General features: G+C 40.6%; 14 protein-coding genes, 1 tRNA gene and 1 pseudogene. 5 read left to right on the forward strand and 11 right to left on the reverse strand.

The features are described 5' to 3' along the window. Positions 1–127: 127 nt before the first annotated feature. The gene (locus KJA62_RS00005) at positions 128–628 is read left to right on the forward strand and encodes a phage holin family protein (protein WP_213317988.1); all 501 of its coding nucleotides are present in this window, start codon (positions 128–130) and stop codon (positions 626–628) included. Positions 629–794: 166 nt separating this feature from the next. Here the strand turns inward: KJA62_RS00005 and KJA62_RS00010 are convergent. The 4 genes and pseudogenes from KJA62_RS00010 to mnmE all read right to left on the reverse strand — a co-directional run. Beyond that, positions 795–4442, reverse strand: a pseudogene (locus tag KJA62_RS00010) (DEAD/DEAH box helicase); the annotation flags it as partial. Between the two features lie 43 nt (positions 4443–4485). Next, complete coding sequence (gene brnQ / locus KJA62_RS00015; RefSeq protein WP_213317992.1) at positions 4486–5736, reverse strand: branched-chain amino acid transport system II carrier protein; 1251 nt, start codon at positions 5734–5736, stop codon at positions 4486–4488. A gap of 90 nt (positions 5737–5826) precedes the next feature. Continuing rightward, entirely contained in the window at positions 5827–6462 is a 636-nt protein-coding gene (locus KJA62_RS00020; protein ID WP_213317994.1) for an endonuclease III domain-containing protein, read from the reverse strand. Between the two features lie 2 nt (positions 6463–6464). Next, entirely contained in the window at positions 6465–7808 is a 1344-nt protein-coding gene (gene mnmE / locus KJA62_RS00025; RefSeq protein WP_213317996.1) for a tRNA uridine-5-carboxymethylaminomethyl(34) synthesis GTPase MnmE, read from the reverse strand. A 282-nt stretch (positions 7809–8090) separates the two neighbouring features. Between mnmE and KJA62_RS00030 the strand changes: the two genes are divergently transcribed. The 3 genes from KJA62_RS00030 to secA all read left to right on the forward strand — a co-directional run bounded on the left by KJA62_RS00030 (position 8091) and on the right by secA (position 13553). Next, positions 8091–9002, forward strand: a complete 912-nt coding sequence (locus KJA62_RS00030) for a phosphatidylserine decarboxylase (RefSeq protein WP_213317998.1) — start codon at positions 8091–8093, stop codon at positions 9000–9002. Between the two features lie 59 nt (positions 9003–9061). Beyond that, positions 9062–10387, forward strand: a complete 1326-nt coding sequence (locus KJA62_RS00035) for a tetratricopeptide repeat protein (RefSeq protein ID WP_213318921.1) — start codon at positions 9062–9064, stop codon at positions 10385–10387. 262 nt (positions 10388–10649) lie between these two features. Beyond that, positions 10650–13553: a preprotein translocase subunit SecA gene (gene secA, locus KJA62_RS00040; RefSeq protein ID WP_213318000.1), complete on the forward strand. Its 2904-nt coding sequence runs from the start codon at positions 10650–10652 to the stop codon at positions 13551–13553. Between the two features lie 63 nt (positions 13554–13616). Here secA and KJA62_RS00045 read toward each other — a convergent pair whose 3' ends face one another. The 7 genes from KJA62_RS00045 to KJA62_RS00075 all read right to left on the reverse strand — a co-directional run bounded on the left by KJA62_RS00045 (position 13617) and on the right by KJA62_RS00075 (position 20632). Beyond that, positions 13617–14138, reverse strand: a complete 522-nt coding sequence (locus KJA62_RS00045) for a hypothetical protein (RefSeq protein ID WP_213318002.1) — start codon at positions 14136–14138, stop codon at positions 13617–13619. Between the two features lie 72 nt (positions 14139–14210). Next, on the reverse strand, positions 14211–15701 hold the full coding sequence (gene der / locus KJA62_RS00050; protein WP_213318004.1) for a ribosome biogenesis GTPase Der: 1491 nt from the start codon (positions 15699–15701) through the stop codon (positions 14211–14213). A gap of 116 nt (positions 15702–15817) precedes the next feature. Then, positions 15818–17050, reverse strand: coding sequence for a CCA tRNA nucleotidyltransferase (locus KJA62_RS00055; RefSeq protein WP_213318006.1), 1233 nt, complete (start codon positions 17048–17050; stop codon positions 15818–15820). A gap of 40 nt (positions 17051–17090) precedes the next feature. Continuing rightward, the gene (gene clpX, locus KJA62_RS00060) at positions 17091–18368 is read right to left on the reverse strand and encodes an ATP-dependent Clp protease ATP-binding subunit ClpX (RefSeq protein WP_213318008.1); all 1278 of its coding nucleotides are present in this window, start codon (positions 18366–18368) and stop codon (positions 17091–17093) included. Positions 18369–18376: 8 nt separating this feature from the next. Continuing rightward, positions 18377–18979, reverse strand: coding sequence for an ATP-dependent Clp protease proteolytic subunit (locus KJA62_RS00065; RefSeq protein WP_213318010.1), 603 nt, complete (start codon positions 18977–18979; stop codon positions 18377–18379). Between the two features lie 200 nt (positions 18980–19179). Continuing rightward, positions 19180–20514 carry a trigger factor gene (tig, locus tag KJA62_RS00070; RefSeq protein ID WP_213318012.1) on the reverse strand — a complete coding sequence of 445 codons (1335 nt, stop codon included), beginning with the start codon at positions 20512–20514 and terminating at the stop codon, positions 19180–19182. 46 nt (positions 20515–20560) lie between these two features. Continuing rightward, positions 20561–20632: transfer RNA gene (locus tag KJA62_RS00075), tRNA-Gly, on the reverse strand. 210 nt (positions 20633–20842) lie between these two features. On the opposite strand from KJA62_RS00075, the gene KJA62_RS00080 reads away from it, so the two are divergent. Beyond that, a complete protein-coding gene (locus KJA62_RS00080; RefSeq protein ID WP_213318014.1) occupies positions 20843–24343 on the forward strand; it encodes a DEAD/DEAH box helicase in 3501 nt (1166 codons plus the stop codon). The last annotated feature ends 3 nt before the right edge of the window (positions 24344–24346 follow it).

Consider the following 24346-nt stretch of genomic DNA (forward strand, 5'->3'; position numbering starts at 1 on the left):
TTGATTTTTTCACAGGGTAAATTATAATCTTTACTAGGGAACGTTGCTATTCTGTGGGGGCTAGCGTCCAGAACTGAGCTAGAAGTCTTTCCTTCATTTGGAGTGGTGTCTTTTTTTTGAGGTCCATATGTCATTGCCAAGAGAGTTGGATGGTAAGAGATTGTGTTGGAAATGCGAAGGGAGTGTTTCTATCCACGTGGCGCAGTGCCCCTATTGTAGTGCTTTTTTGCAAGATCCTCCCGTTTCGGGTAGTGCTTTTTCGTCCTGCCATCTTTCTCCGGAAGCTCCTCAGGAGAGTGGTTTGGAAGATTCTTCGGGTTTATTTTCTGTTTCATCGTCCGATTGGGATTCTGTGCTGTCTACGGAGAACAGAGGTTACTCTGAAGAACACTCCGCTCGTACGGATTCTGATAATAGGCCCGTAGACTGGAGAGAGGCGGTACCTTTCGTCATGACTACCGCTGGGTTAGGTTTAACGATGTTTTCCTTGCTTTTGTTTCTTTTTTCCAAGGACGGCGTGTTGACTTTGTCGTGGAACAAAAGCGCTATGATGTACTGTCTTTTGGTCGGAGCTCCTGTCTTGTATAAGGGATATAAGATGTTGTCTTCGGAGAAAAGTTTTTTTTAATAAGTTATTTTTCGTAAAAATCTCCTAATTCAAACTCTTCGTTCAGGGCTTCTTTAGCGGTCATGATGTCAAGAGTAGTGTCTTCCGAATTTTCTTTCTTGATAGAAGGTGTTTCATTTGTTCTTTGATTTTCCAGCTCTGAAGCAGTGAAGGCCTGGTTTTGTAAATCTTCTCCGTAAGAGAGGATGGTCCGTAGGTCTTCTTTGTTCAGCATGTGGAGAATATTAGAATCTTGGCTAACGATTACGCTATCTAGAAGTTTTGTTTTGGTTTCTATGAGAGCATTAATTCTCTCCTCTAGCGTATTTGTTGCCATTAGCTTGTATATAAAAACTTTATTTTTTTGTCCTATACGATGAACCCTATCTAGAGCTTGATTTTCTTTTGCTGGATTCCACCAACGGTCATACATTATCACTACGTTTCCTGCTGTCAAATTGATACCTGTGCCGGAGGCAAGTAATGATCCAACAAAAACCCGACAATTGGGATCAGAAGCAAAGGTTTCTATTTCTTCTTTTCGGTTTAGAGATTTTCCTTGAATGGAAGCATATTTTATACCTATTTCCTCCAAGTAGAGGCATATGATGCGAATCATGTTAATGTATTGAGAAAAAACAACTATTTTGTATCCGGAATCTAAAGCTTCATGGAGAATTTTCAAAAATAGGTCCCATTTCCCAGAAGTATGCTGTTTATAATCTTCTGGCTTTTTAAAAAAAACAGCTGGATGATCGCAAATTTGCTTAAGATGGTTAAGCAAGGCAAATATGTGAATGTAAGTCGAGGGGGTATTATCCTCACTTTCGAGCTTTTGAACATGGAAGGAGTCTCGTTTCAGCACGGAGGTGTAGAGAGCCTCTTGTTCTCTGGACAGAGCACAGGGAAGGGTATGGTCCATTTTTTCGGGTAAATCTGGGAGGACATGTTTTTTTGTTCTCCTAAGGATAAATGGGCGAGTTAATTTCAGAAGGGATTCTTTCATAGATAAGTCACTGTCTTTTCCTAATTTTTTGGAAAACATCTTTTTGAACATGGAATCTGAAGGCAGATAATTAGGAAGGATAGTGTCGATAAGCCCTTTAAATTCTAGGATATTGTTTTCAACGGGAGTTCCTGTTAATCCCAGTTTCATACGAGCGTTTAATCGAGCTAGGACCTTGTGGGTTTGACTATTTTTGTTTTTAGCCATGTGAATCTCGTCAAAAACTGCTACAGTGAAGTCTTTATCGAAAAACAATTGATAATTTTGCCGTAAAGTTCCGTAGGAGGTAAGGACCAGATCAACACCAGGCAAAGAAGAAGGTTTTTCAGGACCATGAAAAGAAGCTACGGATACATTTGGTAGATTAGATTTTAAAATATGTTCCCAGTGGGACAGCACACTTGTCGGACACACAACCAAAAATGAGGGGCAAGAGCCTTCTTCGCAGCCTGTCTGAAAAACAATATCTAGTAGGGCTACGGCTTGGTGAGTTTTTCCTAAACCCATTTCATCACATAATAGCCCAGACAATCGATGCCCGAACAAAAACCACAACCATAACAGCCCACTCTCTTGATAAGGACGTAATTTATGGTCTGTAGAAAACTTATCTGTCGGTAAGGGGGGAAGGCAGGAATCTTTGATTTGGGTTAGCTGTTGAAAAAATTGTAGATCATGATCTGCTGCCTGTACATTGGGAGACAAAACTAAAGAAGCTAAGGCGTCCAATTTAAAAATATCTGTTGCTGTCGCGGTAATGGAATTGGTTTTGGAAGAAAATTGCTTTGGTAGAAATTGAGCAAGAAACTGGAATAATAAATTATTTTCTAAATTTAAAAAGCCTGCACTGGAAACTAAAAAAGTTTTTTTCTTTTTTAAAGCTGATAAGACCTTGGTCAAAGGCACCTCACCTATATCTGTTTGTAAAGTAAGCTCGAGTTGGAGGGAACGGTCTTCCGTTGTTGACGAGATGCTGTTAACAATCAAATTATATTTTTTAGGCAGCTGTAATGAACTGTCCACCAGACGGAAAAAAGGTTGAGAGGGTACAACTTCTGTCATAAAATGCGGGATTTTGTCTGAAGGAACAATCCCTGCGTAAGAGCTTGCGGGCAATAATTCATCAGGAATAGGCGAAAATCCTTTGCCTTCACGGTACAAGTAGGAACCAAAAAGATGATAAGTTCCTTTGGGGGAACCTTCTAAAGTAGGAGTTAGCGTTAACTCTGATGTTTTTTCATCGAAGGAGGCCTCCAAGAACAATTTGTCGGTAAAGTTTTCAGAAGCGAAGAAGTTTCGTACTTTCACCAAAAGAGAAGCGTTTTCTTCTATGAATTTGTGCACATCTTTTGCTTCGATAGTAGTCCCATCTTGTACAGGAGTGGATAAAGTGAGTTTAGGAAAGAATCCGTACTTGGGAAAAAAGATCCACTGATCAAAAATGATTTCTGTAGTCTGAGGGTTGGCGTCATCTAATTGGTAGCGAAAGAGTAAAGTTCCTTGTGTCGTTACAGAATAAGATAACTCTCCAGGGCATTGACCTTCTTTGTGGACTGTGAAGCCTTGCGTAGTGATTTTGTCTCCATAAACGTTGAGAAAATGATCAACGTCACACGCTTTTATGAGAATATCTTTATCTCCCAGAGGCAATTCAGTAACAGTGACCAACCCCTTTCCGGGGGTATATAATAAAGTATTATTGATAACAAGTGCGTCTTTGAGGTCTCCTGGAGTTTTAAGGTAGGCATGTGCGATTAGGGAGGCATCTCTTAGAAACTGCATTTCGTAGTGAACAGTCAATGGCGTCTGCTCATAAGGTAAGACGGAAAAAAGTTGTTGTTTTAGCTGTTCAGGGAGAATTTCTAGTTTAGAAAGAGGCAAGGTTAACTGTTCATTAACAGGACGGATAACCCCCCCTTTACCTGGAAGATACTTTATTCTCCCGATAGGGATGTTAGAATGCTCTAAGATTTCTTCAGGAATGGGATCGTAATGCTTCCTGCAGTGTAGGACTACCGGATTTTCAGAGACTTGGATGTCGGACAAAATATAATTTTTTGGCCAGTAAGAAAGATTGGTTCTTTCAAACGAGATACTTTGAAAAATTTTATCTGCGAGGGGGCGAGAAAGTAAAGAACCTTTTAAGGACAAAAGAGGAGTATCTATGGAAAATTCAAAGGGTTGCTTGTCCGCGTCTTCCTGGAAGTTTAAAAGACTAGTTTTTAGTTGGTGCAAGTAGAAATGTTTGGCTAAAAAATAGTGAGGAGAAAGCGCGTAATCTATTTCTATCGATGTGTGTCCATCTTTCCATGCAGAGAGTTCTTGCTTAGAAAAAGCTTCTAGAAGTAGAGGTGTAAGAGAAGCTTCAGGGGATGTTTTGAGAATCTTGACTAAGAGGGCAAAGGAGTCAGGAGTGTTGCAAGATATGGAGAGGTTACAGGAAGGATCGCTAATAGTAAAAGTGTTGTTAGTTGTTGGAGCAACTTCTACAGAAGATTCAAAAAGGTGAAGGAACAATTGATTCCAAAAAGAACTTTCGAAGCTTTTATGCAAAGGCAAAAGAAAAGAAAGCTCTTCTAGTGCCAGATACGAGGCTAGAGGATGGAAACAATCTTCTCCATCAGGACAATTGCAATAAGCAAAGGTAAGGGTTTCAGGATTATCGAGTCCTAATTTTAGAAAAGATGTCCAAAAACCATCAGGAGATTCATCGGAAGGAAAATGTATTTCGTAACAATTTTTGACAAAATCAACAGTTACGTTACTTCTGTGTATTTCCAGTTGCTCATGAGCTTCGCGAGCATGAGCTAGCAAAGAATTTAAAATCATATGGCGTGTTTTTGAAAAATCTGTTGTTTCCCAAAGGATCTTGTTATAGGCATTTCATTACCAATTCGAGAGCAAGAATCACGTAGAAGAACACGGTGCCAGCGTGGCGTAAGTTCCATAATTTGTGGCAAATGTTGCCTATAGTCAAGCCTATGAGTGCCGGATAGCAAAATTGTAAAACAGGCAAAAGCAAACCACTTATGTTATCGAAATTCAATATAGATACTAGATAGGTAGGAACCAAAGTAATAACAACTGCTACGGAAAAAGGTGTGTTTTTGGGCAAGCAACTTCTTCGCATGAAGTCTGCAAAAATTCCTGTTAAAGCAATTTCTGTAGTCAAGCAAGCTATAAAAATCCCTAGAGTTGGAATGAACGCCTTGCTTCCTAGAGTGAGATGACAAATCCTTCCTAGACAATCTCCCTTAGGGAAATGTAGGAGCGCTCCCGAATGTCTAGAAGATAGCGCGGAGAATCCGACGTAAACCACAGCTAAAAAGAAGCTGGCTAAAAGGAACCCAAAGAAGATAGTTTTTTTAGATTTTTCTCCGATATTTTGAAATGCTAAAGGCGACTCGTCGGACGCATGCCCTGGATGGTTGTTTTGTCTTGATAATTCGCGCAAGGATACGATGAGAATGGAACTGAAGAAGAAAGAAGCAAGAAGATCCATAGTGTTGAAACCTTCTATCACACCCGATAAGAACGCTTGTGGACGAGATGGATGGAGGAGAGCAAGATCGGGAATATGAGATTCTTGCATTAACCCGCGTACCACGGTCCATCCTAAGGACAACAGCATAATGGGGGAGAAGATATATCCTAGCCAGGCCACAAGGTTAGATAATTTATTTGAGAACAAGAAGATAAGGATACAACATAACAGACTGAACCAAGGGAGTGAAGGAAGGAAGCTTGTTTTGACCGAAAAGGATGCTAGGGTGGAGTACGAGATAGCAATGGCTCTAGGGATTCCTCCGAAAGGTCCTATGAGGCACAGGATAGCAACAATAATGAACATCCCCGGAATCTTTCCTATGGACAGAAAAAATTTTTTATAGTCTCCAGAGTAAAGGAGAATGCTTATCAGGCCTAAGAGTGGGACGATGACTGCAGAAACGATCATACCAAAGCTTGCGCAAAGGTAATGAGGATAGTTAATTGCTCCAACAACGATAGGGAAAACGGTGTTGCCAGCACCGAAAAACATAGCGAAAACTGTGCCAGCAATAGATAAAAAAGAAATTGGCGCTGTTTGTTTTTTCTTTTTATTATTTTTGCTGGAAAATTTCATAAGATAAAATTCAAATTAGAGAAACGATTCACAGGGAAGTTTACTCTTTCTAAGTTTTAAAAACAAAGTAAAACAGGAGAGGAGAATAAATCAATCGGGTGTTTTTTGTTTTGATAAACAAGAACATATGGGACATGAAGACACTTGGTGGCCTTTCGCGGGACAGTATTTTCTAGCGAATAAGATCAATTGGAGGTGTAGCTTTCTAGAATTTTTTTGTCCAAAAAATTTTACCAAGTCTTTTTCCGCAGCAGTAGGAGTTTTTGCTTTAGTTATACCCCATCTTTGGGCTAGTCGGAGGATATGGGTGTCTACGGGAAACGTCTCCATGTTGTACAGCACACTTAGAAAAACGGAAGCTGTTTTTCGTCCGACTCCCGGGAGGGAGGTTAGCTCATCCAACGTCTTCGGTGGGTTGCCTTGATAGTTTCGGAGTAGACATCGACTCAAATCTAGCAGGTATGAAGCTTTTCTTTCCCCTAGTCCACAGGGTTTTATTAGGGCGTACAATTGCTCGAAACTCAAAGAGGACATGGTTTCGGGTGAGGGGGCTTTTAGAAAAAGTTGGGGAGTCACTGTATTGACAGCTTTGTCTGTTGAGTTTCCTGAAAGGAGAATAGCAACAAGAAATTGAAAGGGGGTCTCCCAACCGACAAGAGATGGCTGGGGATCAGGGAACAGTAGGGCGAGCTTGTCTAGGATCAATTTTTTTTTAGGTAATGACATAATTACTTGCCTATGCAGAACTGACTAAAGATTTCTCCCAGGATTTCTTCCGTAACTTCTTTCCCCGATAGGGTTCCGGTTTCTTGTAGAGCCTCTCGCAATTCTAAGGCAATGAATTCAGGTTCTATGCCAGATTGGTGAGATTGAAGAGCTGCCTGTAACTTTTCCAAGACTTTGTTCAAAATATTGTAGTGTCTTGAAGAGACCAAAAACACTTTGGAGCTAGCTTGTTGCGTGTGTTCTTGCAACCATTTGCCTATAGCCCGTTTACATTCACGGAGGCCTATGCGAGTTTTTGCAGATACGGCATATTGTGGAATATTTGCTTCAATTTTTGGAATCGGGTGACATAGATCTGTCTTGTTCCAGATAAGAAAGGAGGGTTTTTGTTTTAAAATTTCAGGTAAGTTAAGTTGTGTATCTGAAGGGTCAGCTACCCATAAGATGAGTTTTGCGTTTTCCATAGCTTCAAAACTTTTTTGGATTCCTATTTTTTCTACTGGATCTTTAGCCTCCCGCCTTCCAGCTGTGTCTACGAGCTTAACGCTTTTCCCTCCTATCGTCCAATTTTCTCTCAGCATATCCCTAGTAGTTCCTGGAATGTCGGTGACTATAGCTCTGTCCTCTTCCAAAAAAGCGTTTAATAGAGAAGATTTTCCTGCATTAGGGTTGCCTGCTAAGACAATTGTTGCCCCCTGAGAAAGTTTTTGGCCCTCATCAAAGCTGTCGAGTAATTCTTGTACTGACAAAAGCGCCTCAGAGATCCATGTTTTAGATTGATCTAGCATGGAGAAATCCTCCCCCTCTTCAGGAAAATCTGCTTGTACCTCGAGAAAAGCCAGTGCCTGGACGATGAGTTGAGATATGTGAGATATTTTTTGGGAAAAATTTCCTTTTAAGTGGTTTTGAGCTATATCGAATGCCTCAGCATTCTCTGCAACAATGATGTTTTGAATAGCTTCTGCTTGTATGAGATCTATCTTGCCATTGAGAAAAGCTCTCTGTGTAAACTCTCCTGGAAGGGCTGAACGAGCGCCTGCGCAAAGAAGGGCTTCTAAAATTTTTGTGGAAGCGAAATAGCCCCCATGGCATTGAAATTCAACAGTATCTTCTCCTGTGAAAGATTTAGGGGCTCGCATCACGAGAACTAGACATTTATCTATGATCTTGCCTGAAGTTTCTAAAGCGGACCCTAGATGCACTGTATGAGAAGGGTATTTGGACACAGGTCCAGAAAATACTGCTTCAGCAACTTCTATGGCCTTTGGCCCGGAAACTCTCACTACGGAGATACTAGCTTCCCCTGGGGCTGTAGCTATAGCAGCGATGGTCGCATTGAGTAACATGGTTTCAACTCAACTAGTTTTGGTCTCACAAATGGTCGCGTAGTAATTTGGAGAAATTAGGGCTCTTGGTTTATGCAATGATTAAGCATCATTCTTAGGAACATTTTAACGTACAAAAGCATTATTGAACAACAAGTGCATATTGATTATGTGTAGGAAAGGATAAAAATCTTTTTGTTTTCAACAATATTTATGAACTCGAAAACTATTTTTTAATAATAGTTTTGAATATTTTTTGCTTTAAAACTATTATTAGAGATTGGGTTTCTTCTAAAGGAAGGTATGGACCACAGTCATTGTTACGTTGATAGAGAAAGTAAAAAGAGATTAATAGAGCCCGTTTATTGCGAGAAAACAATGAACGCAATCTATGGTTCCAAGATTGGTCGGTGGTTGGCCGATATAGTGTCCTCATACGCGGTGTTTTCTCGTTTTTACGGTTGGATACAAAGACTTCCTGTAACGAGAAAAAAAATAGTTCCTTTTGTTCGTCGATATGATGTGAATGCCCAAGAGTGTACTAAAGAACTATCGGCGTACCGGTCGTTTGACGATTTCTTTACAAGAAAACTGCGTCCAGAGTCGAGACCTATTGCTCAGGAGGATAATGTTGCAGTAGCACCTGCTGATGGTAGGTATTTGATCTATAAGAATGTCTCCGAATTCGGAGAATTTGTTGTCAAAAGTAAGCGATTTTCTCTAGAGAAATTGCTTGGAAGAAAGGAAAAATTGGTCAAGCGATATGCGCAAGGAGCCATGGTTATTATTCGACTTGCTCCATTTGATTATCACAGATTTCACTTCCCTTTTGATTGCGTGCCCTCTCAAAGCCAACTTATTTCGGGAAAGTTACATTCTGTGCATCCTTTAGCCATGCGTGATTACTTTGTCCATTTTTGCGAAAATAAGAGAATGTTGACTGTTTTAAATAGCAAATTGTTTGGTGAGGTTCTATGCCTAGAAATAGGAGCTATGAATGTAGGCAGCATTCATAACACATTTGTTCCGGGAAAAATGTACCGCAAGGGTGATGAAAAAGGTTTTTTTTCTTTTGGGGGTTCGTCTATTATCCTGCTGTTCCAGCCGGGCACTATCATTTTTGATGAAGATCTTGCCAGTAATTCAAGGATGGGGTTGGAGACTTTTTGTAAGATGGGCCAGTCTTTAGGTTTTTATCAAAAGTGCGATTTTTAGAGACATTAAAGATTTTTTTTGGTATCGCAAGAGCAGAGTTTTATCTGGATTGGCAAATTATGTGGATAATGGTGTCGTGGATCTTGGTGGTGGGGCTGGTGCTGGCTTTGCTTGCTAAAGCTTATTCGCGCGTTGTTGCTTTTCGCAGATATGCCGCTCGAGCAATCAAGGAGGTCCGTTTCTGTATCGGAATAAAAGATTGGGGAGTCGCGGAGCAAAAGTTACTTCCTCTTTTGAAAAAAAGAAGGTTTCGTAAACAGTACCTCATCGATTATGTTCGGATTCTTCGAGAAACGGGTAGATTTCGAGAGGTTGACTTATACCTAGATCAAATTCAACGGTTTGACTCTAAAGATTTCCGATACTATCTTGAACTAGGATACAGAGATTATCGAAGAGGAAGCTATAAAACGGCAGCTCAGTTTTTTTCTAAAATTCGTCAAGAAAATTTGGAAGAGCAAGATGTAGCAAAGTATGCATCTGCTCTGGTCCAACTAGGGGAGTTGGACCTTGCTTGTAGTTTGATAGAGCCCTTGGTTTCTCCTCTGTCTCCCCAGGAAACTTTCATAGCCCTAGGTCATATTTATTTCGCATCTAAGCGATACGCTGATGCAGCAGAGTTTTACTCAAGAGCTTCTTCCCTAGGGTATTGTTCCTCGGATATCATTTACAAATTTGCTCAAGCATCGAGGTTAATAGCTGATTATGAGAAGGCCAAGCTTCTTTTTAGATCCTTGTTGAAGGAGTCTTTTTATAGAGATGAAGCGTTGTTTAATATCGGACTTTGTGAACAAAAAATGGGTAGACAACACCAAGCTTTACTCATTTACCAAAGTAGTCCTTTATGGAAAAGAGGAGACGCGCTGCTGATGCGGCACGCAGCTTCTGCGGCGATGGCTGTTAAAGATTATTCCTTGTCCGAAAGTTGCTGGAAGCTTGCTTTGAAGTGTCCAACATATTCTGGAAATCCCGACTGTTGCTTTGATTATGGACTTAGCCTGTGTCGGCAGGGAAAATATGGTGAAGCAGAAAAGATATTTTTGAAAGCAGTAGCGCTGTTTCCAGAGCATTTGGGAGCGTTAAAAGCATTGGCGTGGTTATCGGGTATAGGTCTCGCTGCTTTAACTTCCCCTGAAGAAGGACTATCCTACGCTCGAAAAGCTGTGGGAGTTGTTCGGAATACGGAGACTCTTGAATTGCTTAGTGCTTGTGAGGCTCGGTCGGGGTATTTTGATGTGGCCTATGAAATACAGACTTTTCTATCAAGTTCTGATTCGTCGCAAGAGTCTAAGCGGCGGCGTTCGCTGATCTTAAGAAATCTTCGTAGGAAACTACCTCTGAATAATCAGCTTATTTCTGAGTTTAGTGAGCTTTTAGCTGCCTAATGCGATTTTTTTTAAGAAAAAATTTCTTTCAAAAGATTTTTTTCAAGCAGTAGTGTAGGATGAGCTTTTGATTTTTCTATTTTTTAAGCTCCCTTTCAGTCAATCCTTTTCGAGGTTCGTAGGGAACTTTTCATCGTCTTATTAAGGGAAATTCGTTATGGTAGGTGGAAATTGAAAAATCTTTAAGCGCTAAGGTTAGCGCGTCTGCCGACGTGGTAGCGCTTGTAAGTATTGGACTTCAAATTAATAGCGTAATCGGAAAATGTTAGGCTTCGTAAAACAGTTTTTTGGCTCTTCTCAAGAGAGGACTTTAAAAAAATTTCAAAAAATCGTCGAGAAGGTTAATGCCTTTGATCAAGAGTTGACCCAGTTGTCAGATGAAGAGTTGAAAGGAAAAACCCAGGAGTTCAAAGCTAGGATAGCTCAGGGGGAGACTTTGGATCAGTTGTTGCCTGAGGCTTATGCAACGGTGAAAAATGTTTGCCGGCGTTTTTCTGGAGTGCGAATAGAAGTTTCTGGCTATCGACAAGAGTGGGATATGGTTCCTTATGACGTCCAAATTCTTGGTGCCATAGGAATGCATAAGGGTTTTATAACTGAGATGCAAACAGGAGAAGGAAAGACTTTAACGGCTGTTATGCCTTTATATCTAAATGCCCTTAGCGGACGCCCTGTTCATCTCATCACTGTCAATGACTACCTGGCAAAACGAGATTGTGAGTGGGTAGGGTCTATCCTGCGTTGGTTGGGGTTAACTACTGGGGTATTGACCTCGGGAACGCCCCTAGAAAAGCGTAAAGAAATTTATCTTTGTGATGTTGTTTATGGAACAGCTTCGGAATTTGGCTTTGACTACTTAAGAGATAATTCTATGGCTTCCACTGCCTCGGAGCAAGTCGGGAGGGGATTTTATTTTGCAATTATTGACGAAGTGGACTCTGTATTGATTGACGAGGCGCGCACTCCTCTCATTATTTCAGGCCCGGGAGAGAAAAATAATCCTGTGTATCATGAATTAAAGGACAAAGTTTCAGAATTAGTTCGAGTGCAGAGGGATTTTTGTAACGCGAAAGCTCTTGCTGCCCGTTCAGGTTTGGAAGGGTACCTTACAACGGATGTTTTGCCTAAAAACAAAAAGGTTGTTGAGGAAATTTCAGAGCATTGCCGGGCGCTTTGGTTGGTCAGTAAGGGAATGCCCCTCAACAGAGTTTTGCGTCGAGTTCGTGAACACCCAGATCTCAGAATGTTGATTGATAAATGGGATATCTACTACCACGCCGAGCAAAATAAAGAAGAGGCCTTAGAGCAGTTATCTCAGTTGTTTATTATCGTGGATGAAAGAAACAATGATTTTGAGCTCACAGATAAAGGGATGCAAAAGTGGGTTGAAGGCCTTGGAGCTAGTGACCATGATTTTGTCATGCTGGATCTTGGAGATATTTTCTCTTCCATAGACGCTGATGAGGCACTGTCGCCAGCAGAGAAAATGGACAAAAAGATAGCGGTATCGGAAGAAGATACTTTACGTAAGTCCAGAGCACATGGTTTGCGACAACTAGTTCGAGCGCATCTGTTAATGGAAAAAGATATAGACTATATTGTTGAAGGAAATGAAGTTATTATCATAGATGAGCACACGGGGCGTCCTCAGCCCGGAAGAAGGTTTTCTGAAGGACTTCATCAAGCAATAGAGGCTAAAGAACAGGTGCCGATTCGTAAGGAGTCTCAAACGTATGCAACAATTACACTTCAAAATTATTTTAGGTTGTACGACAAACTTGCTGGGATGACTGGGACGGCCATCACGGAGGCCAGAGAATTTAAAGAGATTTATGGCTTGTATGTGTTACAGGTTCCAACTTTTAAGCCTTGTCTACGAGTGGATTTTGATGATGAGTTCTATATGACTGACAGAGAGAAGTATAGCGCTATTGTTAATGAAATTCTGTCAGTCCATGCAAAAGGGAATCCCATCCTTATTGGAACAGAATCTGTTGAAGTCTCAGAGAAATTGTCTAGAATTTTGAAGCAGAAGCACATTCCTCATACGGTTTTAAATGCGAAAAATCATGCTAAAGAAGCAGAAATTATAGCACAGGCTGGTAAACGTGGAGCTGTGACTGTGGCTACTAACATGGCTGGGCGAGGAACGGACATTAAGCTAGATGAAGAGGCGATTGCTGTAGGGGGGCTTTATGTTTTAGGGACTACCAGACATCAGTCTCGCCGAATAGATCGTCAGCTTAGGGGGCGTTGTGCTAGGCTAGGGGATCCGGGAAGTGCTAAATTTTTCTTATCTTTCGAGGATCGCCTAATGAGATTGTTCGCTTCTCCGAAGCTCAACGCTTTGATCAGACATTTTCGTCCGCCAGAAGGGGAGGCTATGTCAGATCCTATGTTAACTCGCTTAATAGAAACTGCGCAAAAACGGGTAGAGGGTAGAAATTACACTGTGCGTAAGCATACCCTAGAATATGACGATGTTATGAATAAACAGAGGCAAGTGGTGTACGCTCTGCGCAATGAGATTATTCATTCTTCAGATATTTTGTTGTTGGCTAGGGAGGTTTTGGAAGAGGTTGGTAGTGTCTTGAGTTATGCTTTGTATGATGAGCAAGCAACAACAGGTTTCCAATTGCCAAAGGCGTTAGCGTGGTTGTATCATTCCTTCCCAGCAGAAGTAGATATCGAATATCTTAAGTCATTACGAGATCCCGAACGAGCTGGGGCTGTTTTGTCAGAACTTTTGGGCAAAACCTTTGACGCAAAAATGGGGAAAATTATTGGTGGGCTGGAAGCTTCTGGAGAAGTTACTGACGCACAGTTTTTGCTTGCAGATGTGGCTCGCTCTCTGATGATTTTTCATCTGGATGCGCAATGGAAGGATCATATTGTTGATATGGATCTTTTGCGAAGTGAAGTTGGACTACGTACGGTGGGACAGAAAGACCCCCTGTTAGAGTTTAAACAAGAATCGTTTCTTTTGTTTGAAGCTCTTATTAGAGATGTTAGAGTGGATATAGCAAAGCATTTATTGATGTTGGAACTAACTGTTGAACGTCCTCAAGAAAATGTTATTCCGACGGTAGCGACATCTTTTAACCGATCTTATAATGAAGTGATTCCTAAGACACTAACCTTAGCTCCATCTTCGGGGGAAGAATAAAAACTTCGTTAAAGCCTTCTCTCATGTGGGAAGGCTTCGTATTTTTGGCATTAATAGCGAGAGCTAGTTGAAAATATGCCACTCAGACCACCCTTCAGGTATACTGTAGTTTCTAATCCAGAAGGTTCTTCGATCATCAGCTATGAAGAACTGCACGTAGTGATCCAAAATCGTTCGTATTGAGATGATGATATTGTCTAAGCTTGAGTTTGCCTTGGGGAAGTCTCTAGGTCCGTTGAATAATTGCTCTATGCCAGTAGTAATGATGTAGTCGGTGCGCAGGACTGCGTTAAAATCTAAGCTTTTAATGGGTAGTTTTTCTGGGGGAATCTGAAACCAGGCGGACCAGGTATCTCCTAAAGTCCTGGTGTAGGCTAGGCTATTCGAATTAATGTAAAATTGTCTTGTTTCAGGTAGAATAGCGTCTCCTAAAACAATAAGGAGGTCGCTGTCTTCTTTTTGATTTTCTTCTATGTATACACCAGTTTCTGTATAGAGGTCCAGGGACCGAGACTCATCAGAGTTTTGGCTAAGGTGTTCTTCCAAGTAGGGGTCGTATTCTTCTTCAAAGGAATTGTAAGTCATGGTAAAACTCTCTAATTAATAAAATTAATTTTTTAATTAGTTAATACCAATAGTTACAATTAGAATCAAAAGTTAATTATATCTTTTTGGCTTTTCTTTTAATTCTATATCAAAAGGAATTCCATGAAAATTAAAGGCATCCCTAAGATTGTTTCTTAAATATTGCTCATAAGATTTAGTTAATAAAGATTTAGAATTAATAAATAATAAAAATAGAGGAGGAGAAAAACTTTTTTGTACTCCGTAATATACTCGCAATCTCCTTTTAGCAATTAGTTGTGGTGGGTGTTTGGCTAAAGTATTAACGAGTGTTTTATTTAACAAAGAAGTCGGAATTTTTCTTGTAGCTATTCCGTGTAAACCTTGAATAGTTGCAAAAATTTTATCTAGATTGCGACGAGTTTTTGCGGAAACGCATAGGATGGGGGCTTCTTGCAAATAGGGGTCGGAAGCTCGAAGGTCTCGAACGTAGTGCTCCATCCGAATATCCTTTACCATATCCCATTTATTGATCAAAATAATGAAAGGCTTTTTAGCTCTAGCAATGGAGGAAAGAATTTTCTTGTCGTGAGAGGATAGGCTTAGGGAACCATCTATAACTAGTAAACAAACTTCTGACCTGGCGATAGCCTTTTCTGTTCTGGCTGAAGAAATCCATTCTACGGGGTTTCTTATACTTTTGACTTTTCTTAACCCTGCAGTATCAATGAACAAATAGTCCCCTGTTTTATGAGAATACAGGACATCAACATTGTCTCTTGTGGTCCCTGGGGAATTGTCTATCAAGCAACGTTCTTCGTTGAGTAATGCATTGATAAGGGAAGATTTCCCCACGTTAGGACGACCCACAAGAGCTACTTTAATAGAGTCTCTCAAGGAACAGGAGGGAATAGTTGATTGACAAGTTTCGCGATCTAATTCCGAGAAATCTTCAAGTATATGTTCCACAAAATTTTCAGTAGAATCATTGATGGGGGGAGATAATTCTCCTTCTGGGTTAGAAGCGTTATTGGAAGATTCAAGATCTTTTTGTTGAAACGAATTTTCTTCAAGCAACGTTTCTTGTACTGGAGAGACAGCCAGATTTGTTACAGTGCGGACCAAAAAATCTATATGTTTCCCATGAGCGGCAGAGAGTGCCACTACATTTGGAAATCCCAAGCTATAAAACTCATGTAAACGTTGCTCTTCTTTCTTTGAATCAGCTTTATTGGCCACCAGAACGACAGGTTTATTTAGGGGTTTTAACATTTTTGCTATTCTGGCGTCTTCCTCGGTAATTCCACAGCGGATATCGGTGACTAATAGAATGAAATCTGCTTCTTCAGCAGCAATAAGAGCTTGTTTAGCTATATCTTTTTGAAACTTATCTGGGGAATATTTATCTACTCCCCCTGTATCAATTAGGGAAACAGAAAAATTGAACCTTTTGGTTGTAGCTACTAGACGATCTCTTGTAGTACCTTCTTCGTCACTGACAATAGCCAGTGATCTATTACATAAGCGATTAAACAAAGAAGATTTCCCCACGTTAGGTCTTCCCAAGATAGCGATACGCAACATAAAAGATTCCGAAATAAGGGTTTAAATATCTGGGGGAAATGATAAAAGTTAAAAAATTAAATCTGAAGCATTAAAATTGATAATTTAAGAAAGTTCTTTAGACTTAGATAAAGAATTTATTTCCAAAAACCATGAGATTTGAGCAAGTGTAAAATTTCTTCTTTATTTTGGTTGTTCTTTTCTATAGATAGGGTTTCGGCTTCTTTAAGAAGGTCGCCAAGTAGCCTGCCGGGAGCCACACCTTTGGCTATCAAATCTGCAGCTGCAACTACTGGGCGTTTTGTTTTTATTCGCATAGTAAAGGGATAAAGTTCTTGTTTTAGCCTAGAGGTTTTAGACATAAAGTCTTTCCTTGAATCTTCTTGTGGGAGTAAAGCTCCATAGAGAGGAAGAAAAAGTTCTGCTTTTGAGGAAGCAAAAAAATGCGCCCAAAAAACTCTGTTAATATTTTTTTTAGAAAATTCCTGGAAAGCCTCATCCCACTCCTCAATTAGCTCTAACTCCTTTGAAGAAACTTTCAAACGGAGGAAAATATTTTTTTTCTCTATTGTTGATAAACCTGTAAACAAGGGAAGATAGTAGAGGATAGATGGTAGTGGAGTTGTTAGGCGCTCGAGGCATTTCATGGCTCTTTTCACTGAAGTAAGAGGAAGAGACCTTAATTCAGGAAATACAGTTTGCAGAATCTTGAGTTCTTCAAGAAGAGCTACAGCTTGGTAAAGGTTAGGAAAGGCTGCAATTTTTTTCAGTTCCTGCCATATACGTTCTGGGGATACTGAGACAGTGAGAGTATCAACCTCTTTGAGAATCGCCTTTCGAGTTGAAGGTTCTATAGAGAATCCCAGGCGAGAAGAAAATCGAGCAGCTCTTAGAATACGTAGTTTATCTTCCGTAAAACGTACTCGAGGATGCCCGATGGCTCTAATAATCCCCCTTTCTATATCTTTAATTCCATCGACATAATCAAAGATTTTATCCGCAAATGGATCATAGAATAAGCCATTGATGGTGAAATCTCTTCGTAGAGCATCTTCTTTCATGGAGGAAAAAACCACCCGGTCGGGGTGTCGCCCATCGGAATAATTTCCATCCGAACGAAACGTGGCCACCTCAAATAGCACTCCATCCTGTTTTACAACGATAATGCCAAAAGCTGCTCCTATGGCAATGGTATCAGGAAATAATGTCGAAATCAGAACGGGAGAGGCATTAGTAGCAATGTCAATATCTCCGATAGGGAGACCCATAATCATGTCGCGAACACAACCGCCAACGAAAAACGCCTCACAATCGGCATTTTTCAAAACAGTAATAATCTTCTTTGCCGATTCAAAGCGATCCGTCATCATAGTTCGACTTAACCAAAGCTTTGTTGTCTATTTGACATTGCTACGCGATAGCCCGAGGAGTCCTTCGAACAACTTCTGGAAGTTCGTTGTTTACGATGGTTTCTTCTTTGATGCAGATTTTTTCCACCGTGGGATCAGAAGGTATCTCAAACATCAAATCTCGTAGGAGATTTTCTAAAATCATCCCAAGGGCCCGAGCCCCAGTTTTCACCTGCTTAGCTTTCCTAGCTATAGCATAGAGAGCTTCTTTCTCAAAGACCAACTTTACATTTTCTTCAGCAAACAATTCTGTGTATTGCTTAACAATAGCATTAGCCGGCTCTGTAAGAATGGCTACAAGTTCATCCAAAGAAAGTTCCTCGCAGTTGACAATGCAGTTAAACCTTCCAATAAACTCTGGGATCATGCCAAAAGCTATTAAGTCTTCGGTTTCTACTTTAGACAAAAGATGATCTTTGTATTCTTGAGAGAGTGTAGTGGTGTCGCCAGTAAATCCGATGGCTGTTTTGCCCAACCGTTTGGCTATGATTTTATCTAAATTAACGAAGGCTCCTCCAACGATGAACAACATATTCTCCGTATTGACTCGAATACATTCTTGGTTAGGGTGTTTTCGCCCGCCTTTCGGAGGAACATTGGCCACAGTTCCTTCAATGATCTTTAATAAAGCCTGCTGGACACCCTCTCCAGAAACGTCCCTAGTGATAGAAACATTCGCTGTAGTTCTACCGATTTTGTCTATTTCATCGATATAAATAATGCCTCTTTCAGCTAGAGAAACGTCATAATCAGCAGCTTGAAGGAGTCTCAAGACGATATTTTCAACATCTTCTCCCACATAACCGGCCTCAGTAAGAGTGGTGGCATCGGCAATTGTGAAGGGAACATCTAAAATTTTGGCTAGTGTTTTGGCTATTAGAGTTTTTCCTGATCCCGTGGGGCCAAGAAGAAGAACGTTGGACTTGCCATAACCGACCGTCTTATTTTGTAATAGTGCTCGTATCCTTTTGTAGTGATTGTAAACAGCCACTGCAATGGTTTTTTTTGCTCTTTCTTGTCCTACAACATACTCATCTATGCAATTCTTGATTTCTATTGGGGTCAAAACTTTCAAGTCTTTCGTTTCGGACGAAGAAGAATTTTGACTCGCGGAGATTTTTTCGGGAGGCGGAGGCGTAGAAGGCTTCTTATCTAAAATCCCAGAGCATAACCTGATACAGTGGTCGCAAATGTACACCGATGGTCCCGCTATAAGTTTTTCTACATCTTGTTCTGAACGACCACAAAAAGAACAGAGTGTTAAGTTTTTTTTATTCATAGATAGGCTTAATGTAAAAGGTCTTTATCTTTTGCCGAGGTAACAACCTTATCTATAAGGCCGTAAGCGATAGCTTCCTCAGCTCCCATGAAGAAGTCTCTTTCCGAATCAGCTAGAATTTTCTCTACTGATTGGCCTGTGCACTCAGACAAGATTTTGGAAAGATGCTTCTTTAAAGTTAAAATTTCTGCTGCTTGTAGCTGAATATCGGCTGATGTTCCCATAATCCCTCCGGAAGGTTGGTGAATCATCATTCGACTATGAGGCAAGGCATGTCTTTTACCTTTAGTCCCCGCGGAAAGGAGGAGAGCGCCCATAGAAGCTGCCTGCCCGATGCAGTAGGTATTTACGTCACATCCCAAAAAACGAATTGTATCGTAGATAGCTAATCCCGCCGTAATATATCCTCCAGGCGAGTTGATAAAAATCTGAATGTCTTTTTTAGGATCCTCAGACATTAGAAATAGCAACTGAGCAATGACCGTATTTGCTAGAGGTTCGGTAATTTCTTGGCCGATCATCACGATCCGATCTTTGAGGAGTCGTGAATAGATGTCCATTGCACGCTCGCCTCTTCCCGTATCCTCTACAACATATGGAACCAAAGTCATTCTTCATCCTCTCACAAAATTGTTAAGGGAGTCTCCGTTCAACTACAGGGCAACTCCCATGGAATTCTGAGAACCTATTATTGCTGAAAACAAAACTGCCAAATCTTCCATAGGGAATCCTCTAGCAACAAAAATTCTCTTTAAAATCCCGAATTCTATGATTAAGGCCTTACAGGGTCAAGTTTTTTCCTGAAGAAACCTTATGCAGTAACTGTTGATGACTGGGAACAACATTTCTTTAAAACATGCTCCATAACCTTTTGATAGGTCAAGCGCTCCCTCGCTGTTGCTACCAGTTCTCTCAACACGTCATTCGTTAGAGCTTCTTTCGGAGGATTAACGCCAAATCGTTCTCGCGAACACAGCTCCAAAGCTATCTGTAGCTCATCCCGAGAAATTTGTAGCTTCTCCTGTTGGAAAATGCTATGGATAAGGAACGATATTTTGATAATTCGAGTTGTTTCTTCTTCTGCCTCTCTTTTTATCTCTTCCTTGCGTTCTTCTAGTTCCGCGTCAGAGCAGTACTGGATAAGCCGCGCATTCAGTAATTTTTCTCGAACGACAGCCTCTAAACGGTTCTTAAATAGAGTTTCAGGAAGTTCAAAGGAGACAGAATCTGCTAGAGCTTTTTCTGCTGCAGCTAACTTCTTTGAATGTAAATCATTCTTCGCCTTATTGGTGAGTTGAATGCGTAGTTTCTCTTTTAAATCCTCTAAAGATTCTGCGTGCACCTGACGAGCCTTTTCGTCGTCCAACTCAGGGACATTTACCTCTATGATTGAATTGACGGTGAATATCAAAGTGTCTCCTCTTAGAAAAGATTTAATGTCATCCGACTCAATCTTCTCAACAATTTTGGCTCCTGTAGAAACATTCAGAAATTTGTCTCTAAAGACGTCACTCATTTCATCTTGGGATAATTTGAAATACTTATTCTCAAAAACAGGAACTAGAGATCCTGCTTCCTCATCGCTCCCCTCAGAAACATGAAGAGACAGAGAAATGAAATCACCTTCTTGCGAATTTCTGGTTACAGGGGTTTTTGTAGCAAAAAAGTAGGCAACATTTTCTAATCCAGAACGCATGTCTTCCTCAGTGACGATAGGTTCTTCAGAAAATGTCTCCGTCAGAGATAACTGACCCAAATCAACCTCTGGAACAACAGGAAAAGACTCATAGCTTACAGAAATTTCCGCCCCTTCTTCGCTAAGTTTTTCTATCCTTATGTGGCGGAAAGCATTTTCCGATAAGGGAGGCTTCTTCGCCAACTCGCCAAGAGAACGATAAGCAGCTCTTACAACCTCTTCTCTCATCCCTTTGTCTAAGGAGGAAGCATACTTGGAAGTAACAATGCTGTCGGGGACTTTCCCCTTGCGGAACCCTGGTAAGGTGATGCCTTTTTTTATGGCTTTTATAGTTTTTTTTCTCAGGTCTTCCAGAAGTTTCGGGAAAATTAGCACGGAAGCTGTAACAACGCACCCAGGCTTTTCTTCCAAGCTTATAGAGAAACTCTCATTTTCAAATTTCTGAGACACTTAATCACCTTTGTTACGTAAGAAGGGAACTTCTTTTCGAAGCGAAAGCGGGTGATGAGGCTTGAACTCACGACCTTCACGTTGGCAACGTGGCGCTCTACCACTGAGCTACACCCGCACACAGAACAAACGTTATAGGGAGACCATACTAGTGATTTACAGAGTTTTTAGCAAATGTTAGCGTTACAAAATGTACGGGAAAAGTTTTTTAGCGTGTCGCAGGGGTAAAAGTGCACTAAAATTTTTCGTTGATTTACACTATACAAACGAGTACAAGTAAGCAAACTCTGTAAATTCTATTAAACAAAGACTCCAAATTAGAGGGGAAATGCTCAATTTTCGCAAATTACGACGAGATTTTTCTGCAAATGTTCTTCAAGAGGGGAAGGAATTGTTTGATCAAGGAACAGTTCTGAACGGTAAAATCCTGTCCATGGACGGCGAAACAGTTAGAATAGGTGCTCAAGTTCGGGGCCCATATGATAACGTTTATGAGTGCGAAATTGAGGTAGACAGGAATGAATCTGACACTATCGATTCGAATTGTGACTGCTCGTATAATTACGATTGCCAACATATTGTGGCGTTACTTTTTTACCTAGAGCAAAATTTCAATGAGATGGTTGTGGCCTATGCCAAAGAAACCGATCTAGAGAAAGATGGGGCTATCGAGGAAGAGGTTAAAAGGGAACTTCAGGAGACTTTTGAGGAGGCAGCAACCAGAGAAGAGGAAAGGAAGGATCGGGAGCATCAAAAGGAAATTTTGAGTGAATATATTCAAGCTTCACAAGCTCTCAGTGCCAATCCATTTTTCCTTCCTTTGGAATATTTAGAAAGAGATTCTGCGGAGTTGGCAGTGTTATTTACAGGAAACTCTACTGAGGATGTGTTTTCTTCGAATCGTATAGAGTTCCAGCTGGTTCTAAGAATGCCTTGTCGATCAAAACCTTTCTATGTTCCTAATATAAAAGTTTTTTTGGAGGGGGTGCTTTATCAAGAGCCAATAGTACTGAGTGGAAGAAGATTCTTTTTTACCATGCAGTCCTTTTCCCCTTCCGATAGGAAGATGATAGACTTGTTAACCCGGTATGCTAGGTACGCTAATGTAAATGGTGATGAGCGTTTACTTAAGTCAGCTCAGCTTTCATCAGCTTCTCTAGGCGTAATTTTGGCTAAAACGTTCGAGCATCAGTTGGCCGAGAGAAATGGACAGTCTTCTGAGAGAGAGTGTTTTTCAGGAATTTTTTGCGGTAATTTAGAGGAGCCTCTTTGTTGGTCTGCGACACCAGCGAAAATGAAATTCCACCTAGACTTGTTTGATACCCCGTACAAGGCTGTTCTTATGACGCCCTCCCTTATAGTCGATGATGAAGAGATTCAGCCAGAGCAGGCCCTTTTGTTAGAATCAGATGCTCCGGGCGTTATCTACAAGAACGTATATAGAAGGTTTGCTTCCCAGATTAAGCGAACGCATTTGAGATCGTTCGCTCAATTGCGGGATGTGACGGTCCCTGAGCCTTTGTTTGGATCTTTTAGGGAAAATGCTTTGCCTGTTTTTCGGGAGTATGCCGAGGTTTCTAATGTTAATGTATTGAATTCTTTCGTTACGCTTCCGTTTGTAGAGGAAGTAAAAGCTATCTGTGACATGAGCTACTTGGATGGAGAATTAGAGGCTAAATTATATTTTTTGTATGGGTCTTTAAAAATACCGGCTTCACCATTGTCTCTACAGTACAAGGATGTTTGTGCTTTCGTTAGGGAGGATGGGATTTTATCAAGGAGCCTGGTGGAAGAGAGGAAAATGATAGAGGAAGTCTTCACAGGCTTTATCTACGACGAACGGGATGGTGCTTTTCACGTCAAAAGTGAGAAGAAGATTGTCGAGTTTATGACAGAGACAATTCCGAATAATCAGCATCGAATCACTTTCAACTGCCCAGAAAATCTTTCAGAACAGTTCATTTATGATGAAACAGTTTTTGATTTACATTTTCGTGAAGGAAGTGATGTTAATCATTGTGAGGCAGAACTAAAAGTTAACGGTTTGCTTAAAGGTACAAGCATAGATTTACTATGGGATTGTATTAGTGCCAAGAAGCGTTTTTTGGAATTATCTCCTAAAGTAGGACAGTCGAAAGTTTCTAGTAGAAGAAGCAAGAGCGCCACAGCTTCTAGGCTTCCGTGTATTTTGGTCTTGGATTTAGAAAAAATCGCGCCTGTTGTGCAAATCTTTAATGAATTAGGATTTAAGGTTCTCGATGACTTTGTAGAAAAATGTCCTTTGTGGAGTTTGACAGGAGTGTCAGCGGAACATTTTTCTGGATTACCAGTGAATTTCACTATGAGTGAGAAGTTGTTGGAAATTCAAAAACAGATTCGCGGGGAAGTGGAATTTTCCTCCCAGGAGGTGCCTACACAAATTCAAGCTACACTAAGAAACTATCAAACAGAGGGAGTGCGTTGGCTGGAAAGGCTTCGGAAGATGCACCTTAACGGCATCTTAGCAGATGATATGGGGTTGGGGAAGACTTTACAGGCTATTATTGCTATTACGCAAAGTAAGATGGAGAAAGAATCTGGTCCCTCGCTGATTGTTTGCCCAACTTCTTTGGTGTATAATTGGAAGGAGGAATTTCGTAAGTTCAACCCTGACTTCAAGGTTCAAGTCGTTGACGGGGTTCCTTTGCAGCGCAGACGGCAATTGGCTTCTTTACAGGATTATGATGTTGTTATTACCTCCTATAATTTGTTGCAAAAAGATGTGGAGGTATACAAAGACTTCGTTTTTGATTATGTAGTTTTAGACGAAGCTCATCACATCAAGAATAGAACTACGCGTAATGCCAAATCTGTCAAGATGATTAAGGCAAACCATAGACTGATATTGACAGGAACACCTATAGAAAACTCTTTAGAAGAGTTGTGGAGTCTATTTGATTTCTTAATGCCAGGTTTATTGAGTAGTTACGATCGGTTTGTTGGCAAGTATATTCGTACGGGGAATTACATGGGGAACAAAGCGGATAATATGGACGCTTTAAAAAAGAAAGTAGCTCCGTTTATCCTTCGTCGAATGAAAGAAGATGTTTTAGAGGATCTGCCGCCTGTTTCAGAGATTTTGTACCATTGTCATTTGACAGATTCTCAGAAGGAGCTGTATCAATCTTATGCTGCTTCAGCCAAACAAGAACTTTCAAGACTTGTTAAACAAGAAGGTTTTGATAGAATCCACATTCATGTACTAGCTACGCTTACTAGGCTAAAGCAGATCTGCTGCCATCCGGCTATTTTTGCAAAAAATTCTCCGGAGCCGGGGGATTCAGCAAAATATGACATGTTGATGGATTTGTTAGGATCTTTAGTGGAAGCTGGGCACAAAACCGTGGTGTTCAGTCAGTACACAAAGATGTTAACAATTATTCGCCAGGATTTGGAAGCAAAAGGCATACCTTTTGTGTACTTAGATGGTTCCACCAAGAACAGATTGAGTTTGGTTAATCAATTCAATGAGGATCCCTCTTTGGCTGTGTTTTTGATTTCTTTGAAAGCAGGAGGAACTGGATTGAACCTCGTTGGAGCAGATACAGTGATTCATTACGATATGTGGTGGAATCCTGCTGTGGAGAATCAGGCTACAGATAGGGTGCATAGGATTGGACAAAATAGATCAGTTTCTTCTTACAAGCTGGTAACATTGAATACTATTGAGGAGAAGATTTTAAGTTTGCAAAATAGGAAAAAGAGTCTTGTCAAGAAAGTGATCAACTCGGATGATGAGGTCATTTCCAAGTTGACTTGGGAAGAAGTTTTGGAATTACTGCAGATATAATGT

Source organism: Chlamydiifrater volucris, from assembly GCF_902806995.1.
GTDB lineage: Bacteria > Chlamydiota > Chlamydiia > Chlamydiales > Chlamydiaceae > Chlamydiifrater > Chlamydiifrater volucris.